At 36.0% G+C, this 24,384-nt stretch carries 26 protein-coding genes; 3 read left to right on the top strand and 23 right to left on the bottom strand.

All coding sequences use genetic code 11. The features are described from left to right. Positions 1–49 precede the first annotated feature (49 nt). The 9 genes from A5821_RS03180 to A5821_RS03140 form a co-directional block, all read right to left on the bottom strand. Positions 50–817, bottom strand: coding sequence for a ribonuclease HII (locus A5821_RS03180; RefSeq protein ID WP_086313052.1), 768 nt, complete (start codon positions 815–817; stop codon positions 50–52). Then, positions 807–1,670 (bottom strand): ribosome biogenesis GTPase YlqF, encoded by an 864-nt coding sequence (gene ylqF, locus A5821_RS03175; RefSeq protein ID WP_086313051.1) that lies wholly within the window; start codon positions 1,668–1,670, stop codon positions 807–809. The genes A5821_RS03180 and ylqF overlap by 11 nt, the downstream gene beginning before the upstream one ends. Before the next feature lie 8 nt (positions 1,671–1,678). Further along, positions 1,679–2,233 carry a signal peptidase I gene (gene lepB / locus A5821_RS03170; RefSeq protein ID WP_086313050.1) on the bottom strand — a complete coding sequence of 185 codons (555 nt, stop codon included), beginning with the start codon at positions 2,231–2,233 and terminating at the stop codon, positions 1,679–1,681. Between the two features lie 159 nt (positions 2,234–2,392). After that, positions 2,393–3,838, bottom strand: coding sequence for a S41 family peptidase (locus A5821_RS03165; protein WP_086313049.1), 1,446 nt, complete (start codon positions 3,836–3,838; stop codon positions 2,393–2,395). A 95-nt stretch (positions 3,839–3,933) separates the two neighbouring features. Further along, entirely contained in the window at positions 3,934–4,152 is a 219-nt protein-coding gene (locus A5821_RS03160; protein ID WP_086313048.1) for a YozE family protein, read from the bottom strand. Positions 4,153–4,156: 4 nt separating this feature from the next. After that, entirely contained in the window at positions 4,157–4,666 is a 510-nt protein-coding gene (msrA, locus tag A5821_RS03155) for a peptide-methionine (S)-S-oxide reductase MsrA (protein WP_086313047.1), read from the bottom strand. Then, positions 4,663–5,346, bottom strand: a complete 684-nt coding sequence (locus A5821_RS03150) for a YpmS family protein (protein ID WP_422392084.1) — start codon at positions 5,344–5,346, stop codon at positions 4,663–4,665. The genes msrA and A5821_RS03150 overlap by 4 nt, the downstream gene beginning before the upstream one ends. A gap of 8 nt (positions 5,347–5,354) precedes the next feature. Further along, positions 5,355–6,251 (bottom strand): SGNH/GDSL hydrolase family protein, encoded by an 897-nt coding sequence (locus tag A5821_RS03145; protein WP_086313046.1) that lies wholly within the window; start codon positions 6,249–6,251, stop codon positions 5,355–5,357. A gap of 162 nt (positions 6,252–6,413) precedes the next feature. Then, complete coding sequence (locus A5821_RS03140) at positions 6,414–7,256, bottom strand: DegV family protein (RefSeq protein ID WP_086313045.1); 843 nt, start codon at positions 7,254–7,256, stop codon at positions 6,414–6,416. A gap of 130 nt (positions 7,257–7,386) precedes the next feature. On the opposite strand from A5821_RS03140, the gene trhA reads away from it, so the two are divergent. Further along, positions 7,387–8,040 (top strand): PAQR family membrane homeostasis protein TrhA, encoded by a 654-nt coding sequence (gene trhA, locus A5821_RS03135; protein WP_170922944.1) that lies wholly within the window; start codon positions 7,387–7,389, stop codon positions 8,038–8,040. A 161-nt stretch (positions 8,041–8,201) separates the two neighbouring features. Next, positions 8,202–8,402: a hypothetical protein gene (locus A5821_RS03130; protein ID WP_010761341.1), complete on the top strand. Its 201-nt coding sequence runs from the start codon at positions 8,202–8,204 to the stop codon at positions 8,400–8,402. Between the two features lie 77 nt (positions 8,403–8,479). On the opposite strand, the gene A5821_RS03125 is transcribed toward A5821_RS03130, so the two are convergent. The 14 genes from A5821_RS03125 to A5821_RS03060 form a co-directional block, all read right to left on the bottom strand. Beyond that, on the bottom strand, positions 8,480–8,992 hold the full coding sequence (locus A5821_RS03125) for an adenine phosphoribosyltransferase (RefSeq protein WP_069644738.1): 513 nt from the start codon (positions 8,990–8,992) through the stop codon (positions 8,480–8,482). Positions 8,993–8,995: 3 nt separating this feature from the next. Next, the gene (gene recJ / locus A5821_RS03120) at positions 8,996–11,308 is read right to left on the bottom strand and encodes a single-stranded-DNA-specific exonuclease RecJ (protein ID WP_086313043.1); all 2,313 of its coding nucleotides are present in this window, start codon (positions 11,306–11,308) and stop codon (positions 8,996–8,998) included. A 126-nt stretch (positions 11,309–11,434) separates the two neighbouring features. Then, entirely contained in the window at positions 11,435–11,872 is a 438-nt protein-coding gene (locus A5821_RS03115) for a LapA family protein (RefSeq protein WP_086313042.1), read from the bottom strand. A gap of 108 nt (positions 11,873–11,980) precedes the next feature. Next, entirely contained in the window at positions 11,981–12,781 is an 801-nt protein-coding gene (locus A5821_RS03110; protein WP_086313041.1) for an SDR family NAD(P)-dependent oxidoreductase, read from the bottom strand. Positions 12,782–12,793: 12 nt separating this feature from the next. Next, positions 12,794–13,723 carry a ribonuclease Z gene (rnz, locus tag A5821_RS03105; protein WP_086313040.1) on the bottom strand — a complete coding sequence of 310 codons (930 nt, stop codon included), beginning with the start codon at positions 13,721–13,723 and terminating at the stop codon, positions 12,794–12,796. Positions 13,724–13,791: 68 nt separating this feature from the next. Continuing rightward, positions 13,792–15,087 (bottom strand): sensor histidine kinase, encoded by a 1,296-nt coding sequence (locus A5821_RS03100; protein WP_086313039.1) that lies wholly within the window; start codon positions 15,085–15,087, stop codon positions 13,792–13,794. Continuing rightward, positions 15,080–15,772, bottom strand: coding sequence for a response regulator transcription factor (locus A5821_RS03095; RefSeq protein ID WP_086313038.1), 693 nt, complete (start codon positions 15,770–15,772; stop codon positions 15,080–15,082). Before A5821_RS03095 ends, A5821_RS03100 begins: the two co-directional genes overlap by 8 nt. A gap of 92 nt (positions 15,773–15,864) precedes the next feature. Further along, positions 15,865–16,437, bottom strand: a complete 573-nt coding sequence (locus tag A5821_RS03090) for a DUF1269 domain-containing protein (RefSeq protein ID WP_086313037.1) — start codon at positions 16,435–16,437, stop codon at positions 15,865–15,867. 69 nt (positions 16,438–16,506) lie between these two features. Beyond that, positions 16,507–18,387: a carbohydrate-binding domain-containing protein gene (locus A5821_RS03085; RefSeq protein WP_086313036.1), complete on the bottom strand. Its 1,881-nt coding sequence runs from the start codon at positions 18,385–18,387 to the stop codon at positions 16,507–16,509. 9 nt (positions 18,388–18,396) lie between these two features. Further along, on the bottom strand, positions 18,397–19,074 hold the full coding sequence (locus A5821_RS03080; protein WP_086313035.1) for a DUF4956 domain-containing protein: 678 nt from the start codon (positions 19,072–19,074) through the stop codon (positions 18,397–18,399). After that, positions 19,064–19,792, bottom strand: coding sequence for a polyphosphate polymerase domain-containing protein (locus A5821_RS03075; protein WP_086313034.1), 729 nt, complete (start codon positions 19,790–19,792; stop codon positions 19,064–19,066). Before A5821_RS03075 ends, A5821_RS03080 begins: the two co-directional genes overlap by 11 nt. Positions 19,793–19,927: 135 nt before the next feature. Then, positions 19,928–21,040 carry an alanine dehydrogenase gene (ald, locus tag A5821_RS03070; protein WP_086313033.1) on the bottom strand — a complete coding sequence of 371 codons (1,113 nt, stop codon included), beginning with the start codon at positions 21,038–21,040 and terminating at the stop codon, positions 19,928–19,930. Between the two features lie 23 nt (positions 21,041–21,063). Further along, positions 21,064–22,338 carry a kynureninase gene (gene kynU, locus A5821_RS03065; RefSeq protein ID WP_249921819.1) on the bottom strand — a complete coding sequence of 425 codons (1,275 nt, stop codon included), beginning with the start codon at positions 22,336–22,338 and terminating at the stop codon, positions 21,064–21,066. Between the two features lie 81 nt (positions 22,339–22,419). Then, positions 22,420–23,613, bottom strand: a complete 1,194-nt coding sequence (locus A5821_RS03060; protein ID WP_086313032.1) for an MFS transporter — start codon at positions 23,611–23,613, stop codon at positions 22,420–22,422. Positions 23,614–23,935: 322 nt separating this feature from the next. Here A5821_RS03060 and A5821_RS03055 point away from each other — a divergent pair, with 322 nt between their 5' ends. Further along, the gene (locus A5821_RS03055) at positions 23,936–24,379 is read left to right on the top strand and encodes an Lrp/AsnC family transcriptional regulator (RefSeq protein ID WP_086313031.1); all 444 of its coding nucleotides are present in this window, start codon (positions 23,936–23,938) and stop codon (positions 24,377–24,379) included. Positions 24,380–24,384 lie beyond the last annotated feature (5 nt).

Raw genomic sequence — 24,384 nt, 5'->3', positions numbered from 1 at the left:
CAAATACTTGTTGTAATAAGTATTCGCAAAAAAAAGGTTTTTTTATTTTTTAACACATATCTTTGATTGGTGCAAAAGTCTTTCTGTGAATCGTACAGATTCCTTGCTGCTGTATTCCTAGTAAATGTTCTTTTGTACCATAACCTGCATTATTTTCAAATCCATATCCTGGATACATTTTGGCATAGTCTTCCATTAAACGATCGCGAATGACTTTTGCTACAATACTTGCCGCAGCGATTGAGATCGAGCGAGCATCCCCTTTGATAATATTTTCTTGAGGAATTTTGACATCTAATGTCATAGCGTCGATCAATAAATAATCTGGAATAAAACAAAGATCTTCCAGTGCGATTCCCATAGCCATTTTTGAAGCCTGATAGATATTGATTTCATCAATTTTATTATGGTCCACCATACCTATCCCAATTGAAATAGCTTGATTTTGGATTTCATCATAAAGCTCATCTCTTTTTTTCGCAGATAATTTTTTGGAATCATTTACACCAAGAAGTTGAAAGTTCTCAGGTAGAATAACTGCTGCTGCAACAACAGGTCCTGCAAGTGGACCTCGTCCAACTTCATCTATTCCTACAATAAGGCGATGTCCTTTTGCTCGTGCATTTTTCTCAAACGATTGCATTTCTTCAAATAATGCCAACTCTTTTTCATGTCGTTTTAGTCTTTTATCCCACTGGACTAGAGCTTGTTGAACACCGCTACGCTCATCTGCTTGCCACTGTTGGATCCTTTTATCTTCTCTGTTATCAATTGTAGTTAAGGCTGTTTTAATTTGCTGAATTGACTCAGTTTTCATCTTTTGTAGCTCCTAATTCTTCCCAACGATCTAAAGTATATGGTCCTAATTTGCTGCTGCGGATCTCTTGAATGATCATTTCACTTGCTCGATCATAATCATCATTAAACCCACGCTTTTGACTGATCAACATCAATAGTTCAGCACCTGGTAAAAAAGTTTCTTCTTGTGTTAATTTATAGCGTTCAACCAAACGCTCTGGATAAAAACGTGAAAAAAAAGCTAGTCCGTAAATAGCTAAATCATCTAAATGAAGCAGTTGATCTTTAATTGCTCCAGTTAATGCTAACTTTTTACCGATTTCTTGATCTTCAAATTTAGGCCATAGGATTCCTGGTGTATCCAATAGTTCTAGCTCAGTCCCTGAACGAAGCCATTGCTGCCCTTTAGTTACGCCAGGCTTATTACCTGTTTGGGCGATTTTTTTCCCTACCAAACGATTCATGAGTGTTGACTTTCCAACATTTGGAATACCAATACACATTGCACGGATGGCTCTTGGTTTCAATCCTTTTAAGCGTTCACGTTCAAGTTTTTCTTTCAGAGCTTTTTTGGCTTCAGGAATGATTTTATTGACCCCTTTATTCTGCTGTGCATTAATGACTAAGGTATGATAGCCTTTTTCTTGAAAATATTGCTGCCATTTCTGGTTTTGTTCTTTATCAGCTAAGTCTCCCTTGTTTAGTAAAATCAAGCGCGGCTTTTGTTGTACAATCTGATCCATCATCGGATTTCTGGATGAAAGAGGTAATCTTGCATCAATCAACTCAAAAACGATGTCAACGTATTTAATTTTTTCAGATACTTCTCTTCTAGCTTTGGCCATATGCCCTGGAAACCATTGTATTGTCATTTTATCACCTATCTTGGTATGAATTTCATATGTGTTATTGGATAATATACAAACTGAGCTTTTCCTAAAATATACTTACTTTCAACAGCACCAAAAGAACGACTGTCCTTTGACATTCGTCGATTGTCGCCTAAAACAAAATAACTATCTTTAGGTAAAACGTCTGCTGTAATAAGATTACTTAAATCAAAATCAGTTGTGTAAGGAACTGCCTCATGATCTTTTTTGATGTTTTTTTCTAGGAAAGATTCTTCAATCGGCTTGTCATTTATATAGAGTTGATCGTTGTCGTAACGAACTGCTTCTCCCGGCAGCCCGATTACTCGTTTAATATAAATGGCTCCATTTGGTAATTTAAACACTACAACATCAAAACGTTTGATTGAGGAAAATTTCTCCATCACAATCATGTCACCCTGACTCAGCGTTTTTTCCATTGAATTTCCGTCAACTGGAACAGGGATCAGAATGAAACCTCTTAATATAAATAACAAGACGAACGAAGGAATGAGTATTTTCATGAAAAAAATAAAATAGCCAATATAAGATTTTTGTTTTTCCACTCTGTTCTCTCCCTTTTTCTTGTTGATTCTATTATAAAGGAAAAACACTTGAAAAAGCGACTAATTTAAAGGAAAATTTATTCTATATGTAAGCAAAATAAGAAATAGGTGTGAAAAAGGGCATTTTCAAGTAATAGTCCCTCTTCACACCTGCTTTTGTTAGTCTTTTTTAGATATATTTTGAAGTTCTTTAATACCAGTGTCATAAGCTTGATCGTTGTTTTTAATTTTTTTTCCTATTTCAATTTCGATTTGTGCAGCAGTTTCATTGTCTACCTCTCCCGTAACTGGAAGGACGTTGTCAGTTTGTAGTGCTCGAACAGCAGCTGTTGTTTGTTCTGAAAAATCACTACTGTCAGCATTAACTTCGTAGCCAAGTGCATTTAGTAAGGCGTTGACGTTTTTGACAACTGGTGAAGAATCACCTGATTTTAGAGTTTTATCTCTAGAAATTGGTGATAAGTATGCATAGTCAGGATAATCAGCCTTAACGTTAGGTTCTAGGCCTTTTTCATGAATCCATTCACCTTTTGGCGTTAACCATTTTAGAACGGTTAATTTGATTTCACTCTTATCATTTAAATTTTTAACGGTTTGAACAGTCCCTTTGCCAAACGTTTTTGTTCCAATAATCTTTTTATTACCTGATTCTTTTAAGGCAGCTGCAAAAATTTCAGATGCACTTGCACTTCCCTCGTCCACCAGAACGACAGTTGGTTCCTTTACTTTAAAGCCGCCGTCTAATTTGCTAGAAGCAACATCTTCACTTGTATTTCCGTTTTTATCCTCAAATTTTACAATTGTTTTCCCATCTTCAAGGAACATACTCGCCATTTGTTCCACCTGGTCAAGCAATCCACCGGGATTTTGGCGTAAATCGATCACAAAAGATTTTGCGCCATCTTTTCTTAACGTTTTGATTGTTTCTTTAAGCTCGTTATAGGTATTTTCACCGAAAGAAGTAATCTTGATTGATCCGATCGTTGGCTCTTTTTTATCTAATTCACCTTTAACCGTTTCAAGTGGAATGGTATCTCGTGTAAGTTTTAATTCAAAAGTTTCTTCGCCACGCTTAATTGTTAAACGTACTTCAGTTCCCTTTTTTCCACGAATTTTGCTGACGATCTGAGACAGTGTTTTTCCTTGTGTTTCTTCATCATCGACTTTTAAAATCGTATCGTTTGTTTTGATTCCCGCTTTAGCGGCAGGAGATCCTTCGATCGGCGCTTGAGCTACAGTCGGTAAGTCCTCAGTCATCGTCATGGTTGCACCGATTCCTTCAAAACTCCCCGAAAGACTTTGGTCCAGCTCGTCTGCTTCTGGTTCATTCAAGTAACTGGAGTAAGGATCATCTAAGGATTCTGTCATGCCCTTTAGCGCACCATCGACTAGTTTTTTCTCGTCGACTTTTCCTACATAGTTATTAACGATTTCATTATATAGATCATCAACTTTTTTTAACTCACTTGTTTGAGCAGGATTATTAGAAACTTGTTTTTTATATTGATAGTCAAAATAAATATAACTACTGCCACCTGCCAAAAAAGCAACACAAGCAATTGAAATAATATATTGATGAAAAGGCACTTGTCTTTTATTTTTCATAAGCTCATCTCTTTTCTGTAAAATTATCATTGCATGTTTTCCAGTTTACCATGAATAAAAAAGAAGGAAAAGCTTTCTTTGCCTTTCCTTCTTTTTTATTTATTGTTTTCTACGTATTTTTCCCATAAGTCATCAAAAATGTGCATATTACTTAAATAATCGGCATTCATTTCTAAATAACTAGATAGCTCATGATAGTCTTCAGACTGTTTTGGAAATTGAATATCTTTTGCTGCATCATTTGCGAATTGGCTCTCTTCGGTCTTCTTAGGAGCTCTTAGTGTCATTAAGTAGTGATAAAAACTTCTTCTCATATATTCACCAATTTTCTTCTATAAAGTTTGCTCGATTTAGATGTGCTTGTTCATATCGTTTAGGATCTTTTTGGTAAAAATCTTGGTGATATTCTTCTGCTGGGTAAAAGATACTTGCAGGTTCAATCGATGTAACGATCGGCTCGCTAAATTTGCCGCTTTCTTGTAGCTCTCGCCGACTTTTTTCTGCAATTTTTTTCTGCTCTTCATTTGTATAAAAGATAACTGGACGGTAATTATCCCCGCGATCTTCAAACTGACCTAGAGCATCTGTTGGATCTGTCTGTTGCCAATATATTTCAACTAGTTTTTCATAAGGCATTACTAGTGGATCAAATTCAATCTCAACAGCTTCTGTGTGACCTGTAGTATGACTCAGTACTTGCTCATATGTTGGATTAGCAACGTGACCGCCCGTATAGCCGGAAACTACTGAGTGAATACCAGGTTGTGTGTCGAAAGGCTGGATCATGCACCAAAAACACCCGCCAGCAAAGATTGCTTTTTCGCTCAATTCGATTCCTCCTTCTTGTCACTGTTATCTTTTGGCAAGTATATATTCATACGAATATCATCATCCACTAGATTTATTTTTTCTGCGCGTATAAATAAACCGTTTTGCATTCTAAATTGATCTAAACGTAATAAAATCGTACTATCTTCTGGATTTACTTCTACCCAATTAGGTAATTTATAATCTCTTTGGACAAATTTTAAAATTTCTTTCATCGGTAATCCTAATGTCCCGATGGATAAGCTTTTTGCTTTTAATTGTACATTGCCATTGTCCATCACATAAGGATCAAAATAAAGGTAAAATTGGATAGGGTGTCCTAAAACTTTAAAAGTGCCATTCAACATTGCTTCATTTTCTAAATAAAATTTATAGGTGATATCTGATCCCTTTTGAAAATCACTAAGATAAAAATCGATCAACGCATTTACCTGTTTTTTCTTGGATTGAATTGCTACAACAGGTGTACCGTCTTTTTCTACTAGTTCAGGAACAGGTTTATAGTTTGGTTCACGAACCTGTGTGATTCTTACAAAAACAAAAGCTAAGCTACCAATAATCAGTGCAACTAAAACAATGAATGCTACTTTCCAACGGTTGATTGTACTTTTCACTTCAGGCGCTTTTTTTCTTCGTTTATTTTCTTTTTTCACTTCTTTTTTTTCCTCTGGTTCATTCATCATCTTTATCACTCGCTTCCCTTTTTAAGCCATTCATTTTTTGTTTTTACCATTTCATCACGAACTGTACTAGCCATGATTTGATACCCTAAATTATTGGGATGGAAGTGATCTTCTTCATAAAGAGCATTATTTTTGATATCCTGCTCACCACTGGAGGTCATACCAGAAGCTATGTCTTCGCTGCTGACGATCCCTACTTCGTCACCTGCACCTTTATAGAGTAAATCATTGATTGGAATGAAGTATGCGTTTTTCTCTGCTTTGACGATTTCTTCTGTTCCATTGTTCCAACTATCGACTATCTCTTGCATCTCGGTAATATCAGGGAAGTAAAGATAAAAAGGATTGTAGATCCCTAAAACGTAGATTGGTGCATGGCCATTATATTTGCGGATTTCTGTTAGTAGTTTCTCTACCTCTTTTTGATATTTTTTTAATGGTTTTTCAAATGAATTTTTTGTTAAGCGAAACACGTCACCCTTGATTACTTTCATTAAATCGTTCCCGCCTACAGTCAATGTAATGACATCCGCTGATGTTAAGCCATCTTGAATTTCTTGACTCTTTTTGATTCTTTTAAGAATTTGATCGCTACGATCCCCATTTTTACCAAAATTATCTGTTTGAACCCCGTTCAAATGATAGCGTTCTTGTAAATCACTTGCAACTAATGGAACAAAGCCGCCAGAGTTTGTTAGATCACCAATTCCTTCTGTCAGCGAATCACCAATGGCAGTGTAATGAATCACTTCTTTTGTTTGAGCTTTAGTCGTTTGTTTTGTACCAGTACCTAAAATTGGACCTGCTTTTGGAAGTGCTACAATCAATAATAAAAAAACACTGATAAGCGTTATGAAAAAAAGAGCAAAACTGGACCAATTTTTTTTGAAAAATACTTTCATTGTTTCCCTTCCTTTTCTGTAAATCCTAAAAAATTCAAAAACTTGTTGATTTACAGTATTTGGATTTTCTAATTCTTATAAAGTAAATTATCTCTATTTTAAGTTAGTTTGTACAGTAAAATTTTTATTAAAAAAAGCAGATCAGTTTGATCTGCTCAAAACTCAGTCTGTATAGTACATTATAGCGAAAGCACCTTTACCTGTATGCGTTGCAATGACAGGATTTGTGTGCAATACAGGGATTTCCATATCAGGGAACAACGCTTGGAGCCCTTCTTTGAATCCATTCGCTAATTCTAATCCATCTGCGTGAGAAATACCGATTTGTCGTACATTCGGCAAATGACTTAACTCATTTTTTAGCTCGTCAAACCATTTATTAAAAGTTTTCATTCCTCGTCCTTTAGCAACAGGAATCAATTCTGTATGTTCGAAATCCATAACGACTTTCATATTGAAAATACTAGATAAAAGTCCAGTTGCCCGGCTGATCCGACCGCCCTTCACTAGGTTGTCTAATGTAGATATCCCAATAAAGAGTTTCGTATTTTCTTTAACATGATTGATTTCAGCTAAAATCTCTGGCACGCTTGCTCCGTTTTGGGCAAGTTTAGCTGCTTGGATTACTTGGAATGACAACCCTTGGTCAGTGAAATCACTATCGATCACAGTAACGTTTGCAGAACTGAGATTGCCAGCTTGTCTAGCTGCCTCCACTGTACCGCTCAATCCTTTTGTCATGTGAATTGAAATCACTTCACTGCCATCAGCACCTAAGCGATCATATAGCTCAACAAATTCACCAATAGGTGGTTGGCTTGTCTTGGGTAGTGCTTTTGCTGTACTCATCAATTCCATAAAATGTTCGCCTTCTAAATGATCATCATCAGCATATACTACGCCGTCAATCATCACAGATAAAGGCATCATGTGAATATCTAAATCATCGCGTACACTTTTCAGCATTGTGCATGAAGAATCAGTCACAATTTTTACATTTGTCATAATTTTATCACTCTTTCTTTAAAAACAACCTCAATTCGTGGTAAAATACTTTTGAGGCTTGAATGTCTGTTTTTATTATAACAGACAAAGAATTATTTTTCACCAAATTAAAATGAAGGAAGTTGATTTCTTGGAAAAAGTAAAATTCTCCAGAAAATATATGATTTTAAATGAAGTACTTAATGCAGTAACTCATGGGATTGGGGCTGGATTAAGTATTGCAGGGTTAGTGATTTTGCTGGTTAAAGGTGCTCGTCTTGGTTCGGCTGTTCATGTTGTTTCATATGCTATTTATGGGTCGACACTGATTCTCCTCTTTCTATCTTCGACTCTATTTCACAGTCTGATTTTCACGCGGGCAAAGAAAGTCTTTCAAGTTTTTGATCATAGTTCCATTTTCTTATTGATTGCTGGAAGTTATACCCCTTTTTGTTTATTGAGTATCAAAGGCTGGTTAGGTTGGTTATTGTTTGTACTCATCTGGGTAATGGCAATTAGTGGTGTTGTCTATAAATCTTTGACGCTCCATAAACAAGAAACGGTAAAAAATGTTTCTACAGTGATTTATATTATTATGGGGTGGCTTTGTATAACTGCGGCAAAACCTTTATACGATTCTTTAGGACCTACAGGTATTGCTCTGCTAGTGGCAGGAGGCGTTTCTTATACTTTAGGTGCTGCATTTTATAGCTTGAAGAGTGTTCGCTTTATGCATGTGGTTTGGCATCTGTTCGTTATGCTGGGAGCTGGATTTATGTTCTTTTCAATTTTACTTTATACTTAAAAAAATACAAAACCCCTTTATTTAAAGGATTTCCGATACTTCTTTTTGATTAATCAAAAAAGAAGTATCTTTTTTTGTATTTATCTCTTTACAAACCGAACAAACATTCGTATAATAACTATACAAACGTTTGTTCGATAAAAATTATGAGGTGATTAAGAATGAAAGCAGTTCGTCGTGGCGGGTTATTATTTGTTGTATTGATTATTGGTATTTTCTTAGGAACATTAGGACTACAGTCCGCTTTACTTATTGTTAGCCCTCTATTTATTATATGGTTCATGTTATGGGATGAAAAAAGATATACTCATACAAGAAAAAAAAATGAACATCAACACTATGTTTATCGTAAGTATCCATAGTCTTTAGCAGGAAGCTCTTTTCCAAAATATAAAAAAAGATCTTCGTTCCGGGTTATTCCAGAACGAAGATCTTTTTTTTAATATTCCATCAATGTAACAATTTCATAACCAGTAATTTTATCTCGTCCATGCAAGTCCATCAATTCGATCAAAAAGGCACAGCCGACAACAATGCCACCTAAAGATTCGATTAATTCAATCGTCGCCTTGATCGTACCGCCAGTTGCTAATAAATCATCACAAATCAATACTCTTTGTCCTGGGATGATCGCATCCTTATGAAGAGTTAATGTATCAGTACCATATTCTAAGTCATAAGTTACTTCGATTGTTTCACGAGGCAATTTGCCTTTTTTACGAACTGGAGCAAACCCAACACCTAGCTCATATGCGACAGGACATCCTACGATAAAACCGCGTGCTTCAGGTCCTACGACCATATCAATTCTTTTTTCTTTTGCATAATCAACGATTTGTTTTGTTGCTTCACGATATGCCTCACCATTTGCCATCAATGGTGAGATATCTCTAAAGATGACCCCTTTTTCTGGATAATCCGGAATACTAGCAATATAATCTTTTAAGTCCATTTTCTAAACTTCCTCCTCATTCCACAGCCATTGTTGTAACGTTTCACGATCGCTGTATAACAAAAACTCTTCTGTTTTGATTTTTTTTAGGCGAGTTTGATAGACCTTACTTTCCGTTAATGGATGATTTTCAGGACTTTCAACTTTTCTTAAAACACCGTTTTCTATTGTAACAAATCCTAGATCAAAAAACACCTGAATCATAAAAATTAATAGTTTTTCTTGTATTTTTAAATGTTGTGCCACAACATTTAACTTATAACGAACATCCACTTGTTCTTGTTGTCTCACAAATTTGTATAGTTGCGCATATTGTTCCCTTGTTCCGGTTCCGTTCAAATAGGCTTCTTCTTGAGAAATCCCCATCATATAGACCCGTTCTATTTTAGCAGTTTGTGTGATTTGTTTTAATAAATCCACATCATCTGGGCAATCAACAAAAACTACTTGTTGACTATTCGTTTTTTCAATTCTCTCAACGGTTTCAGTTATAGTGCTGAATAAAAACTGATCACTCGTAGGGTCATCGATCAATTTTTGACTATTTGCATTAAAATAGATATATAGAGTATTTGCAACGGGTATCTCTTTTTGACGAGCGCTTTTTCCACGTAAATCGAACAATTGAACACCATCAACAGAAAAATCAGTGACCATCAGCTGGGGCTTTTTATTCCCATTCCATTCATTGATCGATAATTGACCTACAATATTGGTTGTGCCCTGACCCAATTCATCTATTTGATTGCCCATCTGAAAGGCAATCGCATCTAATTTAGCACCAATTTGACTTAATTGGAATTTAAGGTGACTTTTATCAGCGCCAATTTGACGGCTTTGTTCAACTGTGACATCTTCAAATAAAAAGTTTGGAACGGGATTATCTGTTCCAAAAGGAGCCAGAATTTTTAGCTGCTTAATAAAAGGGATTGTTGCTTCTTCAACTTTCAGTGATTCATCGAGCAACAATTCTTGACCTTGGGAAAGATCGATCTGATTTACTTCAAGATAATTTGCGAGATGTTTTTTTACTTTATCAATATTTACTACAGGTAAAGTCATACCAGCAGCCATATGATGACCCCCGAAATGAGAAAAGTCTTCCCGAATTTCATTTAGGGCATCATACAAATTCAATGCTGAAACACTACGCCCTGAACCTTTAGCTATTTCGTTATTTTCATCAATTGTCAGTACAATTGTCGGTTTTCCTGTATCTTGCATGATTCGTCCAGCTACAATACCTAAAACACCTTCGTGCCAGCCTTGTTTTGCAACAATATGAATCGGCTCTGTCGAATCAATAAGTTCAAAAGCTTCTTTAGTGATTGTAGCTACGATTTCTTTACGCGTCTCATTTTGACTATTGATATAAGATGCAATTCGTTCTGCTTCTTCTTCGTCAAAGGTAGTCATCAATTCTACCCCTGGAGTTGCATCGCCTAATCTACCTAAAGCATTCAATCGTGGTGCGATCGTAAACCCAATACTCTCTTCACTGATTGCTTCTTTTTTCAACTCTGCCAGATGGATCAAGATGTCTAAACCAATTCTTTCACCGTTTTGAATCATTTCCAGTCCCATTTTGACAAGGACTCTGTTTTCATCGGTCAGCGAAACTAAATCTGCAATTGTTCCAATCGCAACTAAATCAAGAAATTCGGCAGGCAATTCACCTAATAATGCCGTTGCAACCTTAAAAGCCACCCCTACCCCAGCTAAATCTCCAAATGGATAGTGTCCTTCTGGATGTTTTGGATGAACAATTGTAAAAGCATTTGGTAACTCTGGCGGTAGTTCATGATGATCTGTCACAATGACATCAATCCCTTGTTCGGTTGCGAAATTGATGGCTTCATGCCCTGCTACACCATTATCCACAGTAATGATCAGTTGGGCACCATTTTCGATTTGTTCTTTAAATACAGCTAAATTAGGACCATATCCATGAATAAAACGGTTTGGCAAGAAGTATTCCACTTCACCACCAATCAATTCTATCGCTTCTTTCATCACTGTCGTACTTGTAATGCCGTCTGCATCATAATCTCCATAAACTAAGATTTTTTCGCCCTTAGCTACGGCCTCTTGAATTCTCGTAACAGTTTTTTCCATGTCATGCATTAAAAAAGGATCATAAAGATTTTCTATTGTAGGACGTAAAAATACTTCTATCGCTTCTTTTGACTGGATACCACGATGCCATAATAGTTGCCCTAGTAAAGGATTTATTTGTTCATTGGTTAGTATAGTTGAAAATTCTTCAGGTAATTCTGTCTTTTCTCGTAATTGCCACATATATTTTGCTTTTTTCACGACGTCACTCCTAACCAAGTAATTATAGCAAATAGGATCAGAAAACTAAAGAAACTATCCTGAAAATAAACAAATAAAAAAAGCAGAGATAAACCACTTCTGCTTTCTCTCCGCTTTTTTGTGTTTTTAAATCTCTTCTTCCTTACTTCTTGGTTTAGTAAAATGATCAACACGACTACCAACAGATTCCGCATCTGAGACTGGCGTGATAGGTGTTGGTGCAGCGGTATCATATTTTGCTTGTAATTCAGCCAGTTGATTTTCATATGCCCGCTTTACTTTTTCAACTTCTTCTTGCGCTAATTTATCTGCATCGTTTTTGTACAGTTCAATGTCTTTCTTTAATTCTTTTACTTGTTTCTTTTGCTTCAACATTGTAGTTGTTGAAGTCAGTAGACCAATCAGTGCACCAACAATGGCAGAGCCCAAAATAATGAGGATCAATGGACCTGAGATTTTAGCAAAGCCAAAGTTGACTGGTACTGTCTGATTATTTAATACAGCAAAAATGACAACGATCAGAACCAAAATAAGACCGATAACAACACGCCACTGATTTTTCATAGTTTATTTCCTCCTCTGTATATAGATAACAATATTCCCTTCGCTATCTCTTCGTTTGAGCTTCAGTATATTTTTTACTGAGGTTCATAGGAAAAGCTATGAAGTTTATTATTTCTTATTCAATATTCCACCAGCTAGTAGATCGCCTATATGAGGAAATAATGTGTACAAACGATATGCACCTTCCATCACTTTTGGTCGATTGATTTCACGCTTACAGGTTCCCATGGCATTAACAATTTCTTTCGCTAGTTTATTTGGTTCTAAAACAAACAAATCAACCGAAGCTAAATAGTCTCCTGAAGGATCCGCTTTATCGAAAAATTCTGTTTGAATAGGACCTGGATTAACTGTTGTCACGGAAATACCTAATGGCTTTAGTTCTAGACGTAAAGCATTTGAGAAACCTAGGACCGCAAATTTAGTTGCTGAATAAACAGTCGACTTGGCTGTCGCCATCTTCCCAGCCATTGAGGCTATATTGATAATATGTCCAGTTCCTCTTTCAGCCATTTGAAGGGCTGCTTTTTGAGTAAAGACCATCATACCTAAAACATTTACTTCAAACATATTTCTAGCAACAGCTAAATCAATATCTATGAAGTTTTCAAAAATTCCAAAGCCAGCATTGTTCACTAATATATCGATTGGGCCAACTTCTGATTCGATTTTATGAAAAACATTCTCTACATTCTCAGGATCTGAAATATCTAGTTGGAAAGAGAATGCCTGTTTTCCACTTAACTCTTCGCATGTTTCTTTGACTTTCCCAATCAAATTGATGCGTCTAGCACACACCACCACAATTGCCCCTTTTTTTGCTGCTTCATAACAAATTTGTTCCCCTAAACCAGCAGAACCACCTGTTACAACAACAATTTTATCTGTTAAATCCTGTCCCTTAAACATTCTATTTCCCCCTTACTCAGATTTAAATGGAATCTCTACAATTTCCATATCCTTAACGATTTTTGTGTTAGGAAAAATTTCTTTCGCTTCATTTTCTAACTGGATAATATCTCCTGTTAAATAGCGGGCGCTGATATGAGTGAGTATTAGTTTGTCCACTTGAGCTTTTGATGCAACTTCTGCTGCATGGTGACTTGTGGAATGATAATAAGCTTTCGCCATTTTTTCTTCGTCTTTATTGAATGTACTTTCGTGAACTAAAACATTTGCCTTTTCTGCAAGTAATATACTATTTTGTGTTTTTCTTGTATCACCTAAAATTGTAACGATTCTGCCTAGTTTTTTTTCACCAACAAAATCTTTACCGTTGATTACTCGTCCGTCTGGTAATTCTACAGATTCTCCTCGTTTGATCTGTCCGTATATTGGTCCTGATGGAATGTTTAAAGCAGCTAATTTATCTACTTGTAATTCCCCTTCGTGATCAGCTTCTACGATTCGATAACCAAAGCTCGCAATTCCATGATCTAGCGCTTTACATGTTACAGTAAATTGTTTGTCAGAAAATACGATACCTTCTTTGATTTCAATAAACTTAAGTTCATACGAAAGCCGCGTTTGCGAGACTTTTAATGCTGTCCGAACGAAATCAGCAATACCAACGGGTCCGTAAATCTCTAGTTTCTCATTTCCACCTTGGAATGAACGACTGCTTAACAAACCTGGCAATCCAAAAATATGATCTCCATGAAGGTGAGTAATAAAAATTTTTTCGATTTTTCTTGGGCGAATATTACTTTTTAAAATTTGTAATTGTGTTCCTTCACCACAATCAAATAACCACACAGCATTTCTTTCATCTAATAATTTTAAAGCAATGCTGCTTACATTACGATGCTTTGCTGGAACCCCAGCTCCTGTACCTAAAAATTGTAATTCCATGAGCTACCTAACTTTCTTTAAACTTCTTCTTTATTTTAGAAGAAAGTCGTCGCTTTAGCAAATAATATTTATTTTATAGGAAAACGTAGAACCACTGTTGTTCCTTTTGGTGTTGTATCTTTCAATTCGATTTTTCCTTGGTGTTCATCCACGATCCATTTTGCAATTGCAAGACCAATACCGTAACCGCCTGTTTTGCGATTTCTTGACTCTTCCACACGATAGAATCGTTCAAAGACCGCTGTTTTTTTCTCTTCACTAATGCCAATCCCAGTGTCGCTGATTTTAATGAGCCATTGATTATTTTTTACACTCGAAGAAACGACTATTTTTTCACCAGCTACAGTATATTTTAGTGCATTATCCAACAAAATAATCAGTAGTTGATGGATTCTTTTTTTATCGAAAACGAGTTGTTGATCTTCCCCTAAATCAATAAGAAATTCTTTTCCTTCTGCTACAGCTAATTCTTGATAAGGCATAAGTACCGTATTCAAAAAAGGATTGATTTTCACAGGTTCTTTTTCAAGAGTCAATGAATTGGAATCCGAACGAGCCAGTAAGAGCAAATCGCTTGTTAATTGGCTTAAACGTTGAACCTCGTCAAGTGATAAAGCAATTGTTTCTGATTCTTCTAGAATTGTATGGTTTGGCTTAGTAAATAATCGTTCTAGTTTCGCTTGGATGATCGTTAGCGGTGTTCTTAACTCATGAGAAGCATTTTCAACAAATTCCTGTTGTTTTTTCCAGGAAGTCAATATAGGTTTCATAAACCATTTTGAAAGGAAATAACTTAAAGCGATCGATAATAAACCGAAAATAATCATACAAATGATCAGTATTTGCTTAAACTGTTCAACAGTTCCTTTGATTGGATCTGTGTTCACTAAAAGTTGAATATAGGCTATTTGATCCTGATTTTCTACAGGTAGTGTGATCGAGTGGAAGTGCAAAGTACGCCCATTACTGTCATTTGTTTGAATGCTGCTAATGTTATGTAAATTTTTAGTTGATAACCTTAAGTTTTGAAAATCGTAATAGCGAGAACCTAACTCAGCTTTATTGGCTATTTTGCCTTCTTTGGTCCAAAGAATCACCTGTTGTTGAAAATTGTTTGGAGGTGGTGTGTCTAACTTGCCTAGTGGACGTGAATTGTCTTGCACTTGCTGGGATTTCGTTAATTGATGTTGTAAAAATTTTTGATCATCAGCAAGTCGTTGCAAATCATGATCCACAGTTTCGTACATAGACGTTTGCACTAATTGAAAAACGATCAAACCTAATATCAAAAAAATACTTGCAAATGAAATTAAGTTCATCAAGAAATAATTAACTCGTTGCTTTTTACTTAGTTGCTTATTCATGGTCCTGTCCCTCCGGTACTTCAAAGAGATAGCCAACATTTCGTAAAGTTCTAATCCAATGATCGATTCCCCATGGTTTCAAATTTTTTCTTAGATTACTCATATAAACCTCCACAACTGTCAATGTTGTATCAGACTGAAACCCCCAAATTCGATCAAATAATTGATCTTTCGTAATAATTCGTCCCTTGTTTTGCATCAAATAATGCAATAGATCGAATTCTTTTCCCTGAAGTGTTAATTCATTGCCATTAAAGCTTGCTTGACGGTTATCAAGATCTAAACGTAACGTGTTAACGATTAGTTCATTTTTCCCATTCATTCCTAGAGCACGTCGTGCAAGTGCTTGAACGCGTAACAATAGTTCTTCTCGGTGGAACGGTTTGGTCAGATAATCATCTCCGCCATTTTTAAACCCATTAACTTTATCTTCCAGATCATCTTTAGCAGTTAATATCAAAACAGGTGTATATATATTTTTCTTTCTTAAAGCTGTTAAGATCTGTTCACCAGACATTGAAGGCAACATCAAATCCAGAACGATCAAATCATAGATCCCACGTTCTCCTTCGTATAACGCCTCTTCTCCATCATAAACTTGAACAATTTCACCGAGTTCAGATAGAATCTCTAAAATACTATCTGATAGGATCTCATCATCTTCTACTAATAACAGTTTCAGCACTTACTTTCACATCCTTATAATCAAAAAAGAAGACGTGTAGAAATAGTTTCTGTCACGTCTTCTAGTTTATTTATTTTGCCACTGATGATCGACTAATGTTCATTTTTATCATCGGAATCTTGTTTTTTATCTTGCCAAGATTTTTCAGCTGAATCTTTTGTTTCTTTTTCTACAGCTTTGGCATCTGTAATTTCTTTTTCTACATCTTCAAAATCTAAACGGGTAATTTCTCCGCCTAATTCGTTCATGATTAATTGATTTAACGGACGATTATCCTCTTCCTCAGCAATCAAGATCAATCCTGTTTCTCCGTCACCAATTTGCTTTGTTACGTGTTCAAAGACGGTCTGAGCGCCTTGGATTTCTTTAGCATCTTGAGAAGCTCCGAATAAACTTCCTGCAAACCAACCAAGTAAAATTCCCAAGGGTCCTCCTAATATGCCGATCAGCATTCCGATCATACTATTTTTTGCAGTATGGTTATTGCCTGTAAAGTCAATAAAATCATCAATTTTAAATTGGTGTACACCATCGTTTACATGGGTTACTACCGCCATTTGTTCGCCCTTGATTTTTTGTTCCACATACAATTTCTTTATTTCTGAAAATGCTTGGTAAGCTTGACTCTCTACTTCAAAATGCATAATAATAACTCGCTTAGACATATAACCACCTCGTTCTATTTGATACTCTTATTCTATCAATAAACTAGCTATAAACGCAATGAAAATCAATTATTTAGGTGGTTGACCTCCAGGGCCGCCGCCCATTTGGTTGCCGGAAACTTCTGCACCGGTTTGGTCTACTGAAGTCAGCACATCCTCGATTGAAATTTTGGCAAGTTCTGTTCCACTTGAATAGTTACTATCACTGTACAATCCATTTTTTTCCGTGCCAGAGTCCTTACCGCCAGTGAATAAAGTCACAGTTTCACCTACTTTTAACTCAGGTGAGCTAATAGAAATATGTGAAAAACTCTTTTCTGGTGCAAATGAAAGAATTGTATCTCCTGCTCCATTGCTCAAATTAACTAAAGTTCCTTCTTTTTGAGTATCGTCAAAGTAAAGACTCAATGTCACTTGTGAGGAAATGTCACTAGCACTCATTGCCATACCCGAGCTGCCGCTTGCAGCAAGAATACCACCATCCATCGTAAAGCTTCCGTCATAATCTAGTGCTGCATTTCCGTTGTCTGTTGGTCCATTGACGATCAACGTTCCAGCAGTCATCCGAACATCACCATTACTATCGATTCCGTCGCCATCGGCATTTACATAGATAGTCCCACCATTTACTTCTATAAATTTAGTACTATCTAAAGCTTCGCCAGGTTGTCTGGTACCAGTGCCTGGTTCACCAAATGAATCTGCACCAAACGGACCTTCTTGATCTGCTTCATCAGAACTTCCTCCTGCAGCATTGATTCCATCATCTGAAGCATTGACAGTAATATCTCCATCATTGATTATAACTGTGGCACCTTCTAATCCCTCATACGAATGGTCTATATTGATTGTTCCATTATTGATCAGCAAATCTGTATCAGCATGAATACCATCATCACCACTTGCTAATTTAAACGTACCATTGTTGATTGAAATAGCAGCATTTGAATGGATTGCATCATCCGCTGTATTAAAATCAAAGTTTCCCTCATCTATAACAATATTTCCAGAAGCTTTTAGTCCTTTAAAACTAGCTGTTGTGTCAATTGATTGATCTTCATAACCATCAGCCGTCTGTATTTTAAGATCCGCTTGTGCAATGGATAGATTTGTTTCAGCCTGAACACCATCATTTCCTGAATAAATCGTAAAAGTTCCGCCATCAAGTGCAATCCAGCCTTTGTCAGTCTCAGTACTGTTATTAGCTTGAATCCCGTCACCTTCAGTCGTTTTTAAAGAGAAAGTTCCGTCAGCAATTGAGATAGAGTCTTTGCCTTTGATAGCATTATTTTTAGCAGTTACATTGATGGTTCCGTTTGTAATAACTAGATCATCTTTACTCCGGATACCGTTACTATAATTACCAGAAACTTCTAGAGTTCCAGTTCCATTGATTGTTAAATCATCTTTACTGAAAAAAGTAGCATCAGGTTCTGTTTCTTCTGTAGAAGTGAAATTGTATTTATTTCCATCTGAAAGGCTATTTTTCGAATCTTCAGCTAGCGTTGTGATTACTTTTTTAGCCTGTTCAACATAAATTGCAGATGATGTGTCATTGGTGATTGTAACGGTATTTAATATTAGGTGGACTGTTTCGTCATTCGCTACGATTTTTATTTGTCCGTTGTAACTACCAGTTAAAATATACGTCCCGCCTGCTGTGATAGAAAGCGTATTATCTTTTTCAGATACGCCTGAACCTTCAATTTTGCTGCCGGAATCTATCAGCTCAATTTTGGTTGCTGTTTTTTCGTCATAACTCTCATCAAAATCTTCGTCATCGTATTTACCATATTTTGTTTCAGATGTTTTTTTAGCCTCTTGAACTGACACACTTTGTTCTTTACTTGAATTTGCAGTTGTCAGACTGTTTGTTTCTTCTTTAGCACATCCAGTAAATAGAATGAGTAAAATTGTTAATGCTGTTAAACCAAATTTATTTATTTTCATTTTATCCACCTACAATTCTTCTCTATTCGTTGAAACTTTCCCAGAAACAATCGTCAAATTCCCATTTCTTATGCGTATAGCATCCATTAGCTCTTTTTCTCTTGTATTATCTTTTAGAGTGATTCGATATCGAAGTTCATATAAACTACCCATGTTAGTTGTTTTTACTGAGTCTAGACTAGCTGAATAAGTGTACTGCTGAAATAAGTCATCAAATAGACCTGGGTAATCTAAATCCTCGGGAATCGTGATCTTTACTTCCCTTTCAGAAATTTTTTGTTTTTCGCCAAAATGAATCGTATTTAAAAGCAGTAAGAAAATGGCAATAATCAAAGAAAATAATACAATGTAACTAACATATCCCATTCCTGTGGCAAGACCAATCCCCATTGACCAAAAAATGCTAGTGATTTCTCTAGCTCCACCAGCAACTGAACGGAATCTGATTAAGCTAAATGCACCTAAAACAGCAACACCTGTTCCTAAATTCCCGTTGACTAGCATGATTACCAATTGAACTAAAATAGGTAGAATAGCTAAAGTAATGACAAAGTTTTTGCTATAAACATTTCTGTACATATGAATAAAAGCGACTAATAAACCCAATAAAACTGAAGTAATAATACAAACTAAAAGTTGTTTGATTGACAAATCAACTGAACTTTCCACTAATAGACTAGACAACATGCTGAAAATCCTCCTTACAATATAGGTAACGTTGGTATGTTTGTGCATATTTTGAAAATGATGTTGGATAAATCTCAAGTCCTCCTAAGATTTCTGAAAACCATACTGGATAAGCTCCTAATGCTTTGACTTCCATTAAAACGTCAATTTCTGGTGCTACTCTATCGCCATGATCATCTAATGTATGACTTAATTGTTCTTTTCGGTAGCGAATATTAAAATCAAAAGTAATCCGAAAATCTTCATTTTCTGACGCAAGCAACGCTCTTCGATCGTATGCAATCATCACTTTAGGTTCTAATCTTTTTCGGGCGAACAACCAATCGATTTCTTGTTTGATTTGTTGATCTTTTGTGGTTTTCAACTGAAATGAATGAGGTTTTTTAAGGTATTTTTTTGCTGTGCGGTAGGACAATGCTACTCTCCTTTTATAAACCACACCACTGACTTTCTTTTTTATTTCAAGAAAAACAGTGCTATCTTCGTTTGGAAGTCCATAACTTCTAATGCGGAATTTTTCTTTATAAACTGGCTTTGCGATGGAGTTTCGAATCATTTCATAATTTTCTGTATCAAAATAGATAGAAATAATGGTGTGTAATCCATATTCATCCTCTTCCATGTAAGGCTGTAATTTTCTCTTTAATTGTTGGTACACGATGTTAGTCAGTGCATATTTTTTTTCTTTTCGTTGAAAACTGTTTTTTAGTTTAACCATTCTTTCTCCTCCTTTGACTAAATTCAGTATATAAAAGAAAACATAAACGAACCTTAAAGGGAGTAAGAAAAAGTCATCCTATTACTGAATAACAAACTCACTCAGTGATAGGATGACTCGAAGAACGTATTCAATTTAGTTTAATAGCTCTAATACCGGGGTATACTCCTTGTTTTGATCTTTTGCTACAGCCTCCATAGTTAAGTGCTTTTTATACGTATTGATCCCTGTTGAGACAGTTTCATTTTCTTTTGCTGCACGTACAATCCCTTTGTTAGCGATCGTAACAGCATATGGAATCGTAGCATTCGTCAAGGCAAATGTAGAGGTTCTAGGAACTGCTCCAGGCATGTTTGCTACAGCGTAATGAACAACGCCATGCTTAACATAAGTTGGATTATCATGTGTGGTGATTTGATCTGTCGTTTCAAAAATTCCACCTTGATCAATTGCAATATCGACAATAACTGCTCCTGGTTTCATTTGTTTGACCATTTCTTCAGTGACAAGTTTCGGTGCTTTGGCTCCTGGAATCAGGACTGCTCCTATCACCACATCCGCTTCTTTTACTTTTTTCTCAATATGGTAGGCATTAGAGATCAATGTTTGCACATTATTTCCAAAAAGATCATCTAGTTCAGCTAATCGATTAGGATTAACATCTAAGATTGTTACTTTGGCTCCTAGACCAATAGCGATTTTGGCGGCATTTGTTCCTGCTACGCCGCCACCTATAATAACCACTTTCCCTCTTTCAACACCAGGAACACCAAAAAGTAAAATGCCTTCTCCACCTTTCGGCTTTTCTAAAAACTGTGCCCCGACTTGTACGGACATTCGACCTGCAACTTCGCTCATCGGTGTCAACAACGGCAGGGTATGATTGAGACTCATCGTTTCATAAGCAACAGCAGTCACATTGTTTTCGATCAAAGAGTCAGTCAATTCAGGCTCTGGTGCTAGATGGAGATAGGTGAATAAAATCAAGTCATCGTGAAAATACTGAAATTCTTGTTTTAATGGCTCTTTCACTTTTATAACCATATCAGATTGCCAAACTGCAGCAACATCCGTTTCAATTTCAGCTCCTACATCTTCAAATTCTTGATCCGTAAAACCTGAACCAATACCAGCTGAACTTTCTACCACTACTTGGTGACCGTTGTTGATCAAGCTAACAACGCCAGCTGGTGTAATAGCTACTCTGTTTTCATTGTTTTTGATTTCTTTTGGAATACCGATACGCATGATTTTCACCTCACTGATTTATTTTATACGACTAATGTTCGTTCGTTACTGAACTGTTGATATTTTTTATTGATAGCGATGTCTTCTAAAGTTTCAACCAATGTGTATACTTCTTCATAGGTGTTATATAAAGCAATAGGCGCTAAACGAATAACATTTGGTTCTCTGAAATCTGGAATGATATTTGCTACTTTTAACGCCTTACAAATTCGATAAGCTTCATCGTGTTCTAAACAAACATGACCGCCTCGCTTACTATCTTCACGAGGATTTCCAACAGCATAACCATATTTCGCAAGTTTTTCATCGATCAGATACATTAGATACGCAGTAATCGATAGTGATTTTTCACGAATCTTATCCATCCCTACTTCATTGAAAATCCCTAGTGTACCTTCTAATGGGGCCATTGCCAAGAAGCTCGGAGAACCAATTTGCCAGCCACTCGCATCATGTTGGTGCTCAAATTCATGTTTCAGTTCAAACTGAGTATCATCCTTATTGCCCCACCAACCAGCTAAACCTGGTGCTTCTTTAAAATGCTTCTGATTCATATAAAGTCCGGCGATAGATCCAGGACCAGCAGATAAATATTTATACGTACACCACACAGCAAAATCAGGATCTACATCTTTAAAATCCATTGGTATTGCGCCAATCGCATGACACAAATCCCAACCTATTAAAATTCCTCTTTGATGCGCTGCTTTTGTTACCCGCTTCATATCTAAAACTTGCGAACTACGATACAAAACAGTTGGTAATAAAATAATTGCTACATCCTCTGTCATCGCTTCGATAATCGAAGATTCATCAATCAAACGTCCATCAGCACTTTTTACCACTTTCACAGCGTCTTTAGGATCGTATCCTCTTAATCGAACTTGACTATCAATCGCATAACGGTCTGTCGGAAAATTCAAATCATCAACTAAAATTTTGTAGCGTTCTTTCGTTGGTTTGTATAAAGTACTGATACATTGATGGATATTAATTGTTGTACTACCTGTAATCACAACTTCTTCTGGGTACGCATTGATCAGTGGTGCCGATAACTCTCCTAATTTACCTGCATAATGAAACAAACCATCCCATAATTTGATACCTTCCTTTTTCCAAATATCCATCATATTTAGTAAAGCTTTTTCAGCATCTTTAGAAGCTAGTCCAAGAGAATTACCATCCATGTATATTTCACCTGGCTGAACATAAAAGCGATCTCTGATATTTCTAAGTGGATCTTTCTCATCTAATTCTTGCGCAAATGCTAAATCTGTCCGAAAGTTTCTTTCCATCATTCGTCACCTTCCAAGTTTTGATTTTTTATTTAAAAGAAGTATTTCCTTAAAACGAAAACACTTCCCTGCTTACAAGTTGAATTACACCAACAAATTCTCATTCTTTTTACTCATTTTAATGAATCCCAAAATTGCGAATACCGCGAGTAGTCCTACACCACCAAGTAAATAAATAGCCATTGACCAAGATTCACTTGATTCACTCACTTTTGTAACAAGCGGAGTTCCTATAAAAATTCCGACATAATAAAATAGATTGATAAAAGAAATACTCGCGCCAATCAATTGCTCTTGTTTTACTACTTTTGGCGCTAAAATCATCACACAAGAAGAAGCTAGACTCGCTCCAGCTGAAAGTGCAAAGAGTTGTGCTATAAACGTGAAATTACTGGATAAAAAGCCCATCCATAGTGTGGCGACTAACATCAATACAAATGAACAAAAAATAATCATCTTTCCTTTTTTTGTTTTATCGATCAAGTAACCCGCTAAAGCACCAAATGGGATTCCAAATAATCCGAAATAACCAGTATAACGATTGGCTAGTACTTCTGATAGTCCATATTGTTGGATATAAATCTGTGGATAAAGATTGATAAAAGCGAATAAGATAAACGCCATACAACCTTGAGCGAGCGCTAACCACCAAATCGCCTTATTTTCAATCGCTTTTTTGAATGAACCGTTGTTTTCTTTTTCTTTGGCAATCGATCGACTCGTTGGTTCATCTAATAAGAAGAGATACAGACATAACAATAATAATGATACTCCTGCGATAACTAACCAAAGTGAACGTAAGCCGTAAGCCTGTGACAAGGATTTAAATAAATTCATCGCTAACATTGAACCTAATGCTGAAAAAGTTCCCCAAATCCCCGTTGCAATCCCACTATTCCCCTCTTTAAACCAAAAATTGATTAAGACGATCCCAACCATAATGATCATTGAAAACGAAATCCCTTCAATGGCCCTTGAAATCAATAATGACCAAAAATCATGAGTGAACGCACCCCAAACATTGCCAATCGCTAAACAACCCATCAATCCCATTAATAATTTTTTAGGGCCAAATCGCGTGACCAACGTCCCTCCAGGAATTGCTAGAAAAATTCCTGAAACCGTAAAAATCGACATTAACCATGATACTAAAGAAAGACTTACACCTAGAGTTTGACCTAATTCATTTTGGATCGGAACCAATTTCAATTGACTTAAAGAGACAATTACTCCACCTAGATACAACAACAAAAATTTTAACCATCTGTTTCTTACCATAAAGAACGCTCCTTTTCGGTCTGTCTTTTTAGATTGAAGAAACAACGCATCTACTAGTAAATGATCACGTCATCTTAAGATAAGTTAATCATAACGAATTTTTCGTTTTTTTGTATATAAAAATATGAACGAATAGTAAGCGTTTTCTTTTCAATTTAGTAAAAGTATGCCAATTATTTTTACAATCTGAAATCTAAGCAACGGACTAGTCGATCAATTAATCTTATGTAAAGTCAAATTCTTCTGGAAAAGGCTACTTTTTTCCTCTATAATAAAACATACAAATTAGTTCTGAATACAACCATTTTAAGGAGGTAGACCATTGGATAAAACTGACCACAAACTTTTGCGGATTCTCCATGAAAATTCTCGAATTTCGATTGTAGAGCTTTCCCAAAAAGTCAACCTGAGCCGACCTAGTGTAAAAGAACGAATCGATAAGCTCGTGGAAAAAGGTATCCTCACCAATTTTACGATCCAAGTCTCAATGGAGCAGATCAAACAAACCATCACTTTTTTTACAGAATTGAGTCAAGTGACTCTACCTGTTGAAAAAACCTTAAAACAATTAAAAAATAATCCTTACGTAAATGAAGTTCATATTGTAAGTGGTGAAGTCAATTATTTAGTGAAGGCAACTGTAACAAACACAACTGAAATGAAAAATTTATTGGCAAATTGGATGCAATTTGCCAATGTAAAAAGTTCAATTATTCTAGAAAGTCCAGTAGAAAATCGCTTATATCTGGGTGCTGATAATGAATAAGAACA

Source organism: Enterococcus sp. 7F3_DIV0205, assembly GCF_002141365.2.
GTDB classification, from domain to species: domain Bacteria; phylum Bacillota; class Bacilli; order Lactobacillales; family Enterococcaceae; genus Enterococcus_L; species Enterococcus_L palustris.
Note: the sequence above shows the minus strand (reverse complement) of the source record. Positions and strands in the feature narration are given on the sequence as shown.

Bases quoted from the DNA above. Each gene is read 5' to 3' on its own strand.
- A5821_RS03180 (WP_086313052.1), bottom strand. From the start codon at position 817: ATGAAAACTGAGTCAATTCAGCAAATTAAAACAGCCTTAACTACAATT.
- ylqF (WP_086313051.1), bottom strand. From the start codon at position 1,670: ATGACAATACAATGGTTTCCAGGGCATATGGCCAAAGCTAGAAGAGAA.
- A5821_RS03165 (WP_086313049.1), bottom strand. From the start codon at position 3,838: ATGAAAAATAAAAGACAAGTGCCTTTTCATCAATATATTATTTCAATT.
- A5821_RS03160 (WP_086313048.1), bottom strand. From the start codon at position 4,152: ATGAGAAGAAGTTTTTATCACTACTTAATGACACTAAGAGCTCCTAAG.
- A5821_RS03150 (WP_422392084.1), bottom strand. From the start codon at position 5,346: ATGAATGAACCAGAGGAAAAAAAAGAAGTGAAAAAAGAAAATAAACGA.
- A5821_RS03145 (WP_086313046.1), bottom strand. From the start codon at position 6,251: ATGAAAGTATTTTTCAAAAAAAATTGGTCCAGTTTTGCTCTTTTTTTC.
- A5821_RS03140 (WP_086313045.1), bottom strand. From the start codon at position 7,256: ATGACAAATGTAAAAATTGTGACTGATTCTTCATGCACAATGCTGAAA.
- A5821_RS03130 (WP_010761341.1), top strand. From the start codon at position 8,202: ATGAAAGCAGTTCGTCGTGGCGGGTTATTATTTGTTGTATTGATTATT.
- A5821_RS03125 (WP_069644738.1), bottom strand. From the start codon at position 8,992: ATGGACTTAAAAGATTATATTGCTAGTATTCCGGATTATCCAGAAAAA.
- A5821_RS03115 (WP_086313042.1), bottom strand. From the start codon at position 11,872: ATGAAAAATCAGTGGCGTGTTGTTATCGGTCTTATTTTGGTTCTGATC.
- A5821_RS03110 (WP_086313041.1), bottom strand. From the start codon at position 12,781: ATGTTTAAGGGACAGGATTTAACAGATAAAATTGTTGTTGTAACAGGT.
- rnz (WP_086313040.1), bottom strand. From the start codon at position 13,723: ATGGAATTACAATTTTTAGGTACAGGAGCTGGGGTTCCAGCAAAGCAT.
- A5821_RS03100 (WP_086313039.1), bottom strand. From the start codon at position 15,087: ATGAATAAGCAACTAAGTAAAAAGCAACGAGTTAATTATTTCTTGATG.
- A5821_RS03090 (WP_086313037.1), bottom strand. From the start codon at position 16,437: ATGTCTAAGCGAGTTATTATTATGCATTTTGAAGTAGAGAGTCAAGCT.
- A5821_RS03085 (WP_086313036.1), bottom strand. From the start codon at position 18,387: ATGAAAATAAATAAATTTGGTTTAACAGCATTAACAATTTTACTCATT.
- A5821_RS03080 (WP_086313035.1), bottom strand. From the start codon at position 19,074: ATGTTGTCTAGTCTATTAGTGGAAAGTTCAGTTGATTTGTCAATCAAA.
- A5821_RS03075 (WP_086313034.1), bottom strand. From the start codon at position 19,792: ATGGTTAAACTAAAAAACAGTTTTCAACGAAAAGAAAAAAAATATGCA.
- ald (WP_086313033.1), bottom strand. From the start codon at position 21,040: ATGCGTATCGGTATTCCAAAAGAAATCAAAAACAATGAAAACAGAGTA.
- kynU (WP_249921819.1), bottom strand. From the start codon at position 22,338: ATGATGGAAAGAAACTTTCGGACAGATTTAGCATTTGCGCAAGAATTA.
- A5821_RS03060 (WP_086313032.1), bottom strand. From the start codon at position 23,613: ATGGTAAGAAACAGATGGTTAAAATTTTTGTTGTTGTATCTAGGTGGA.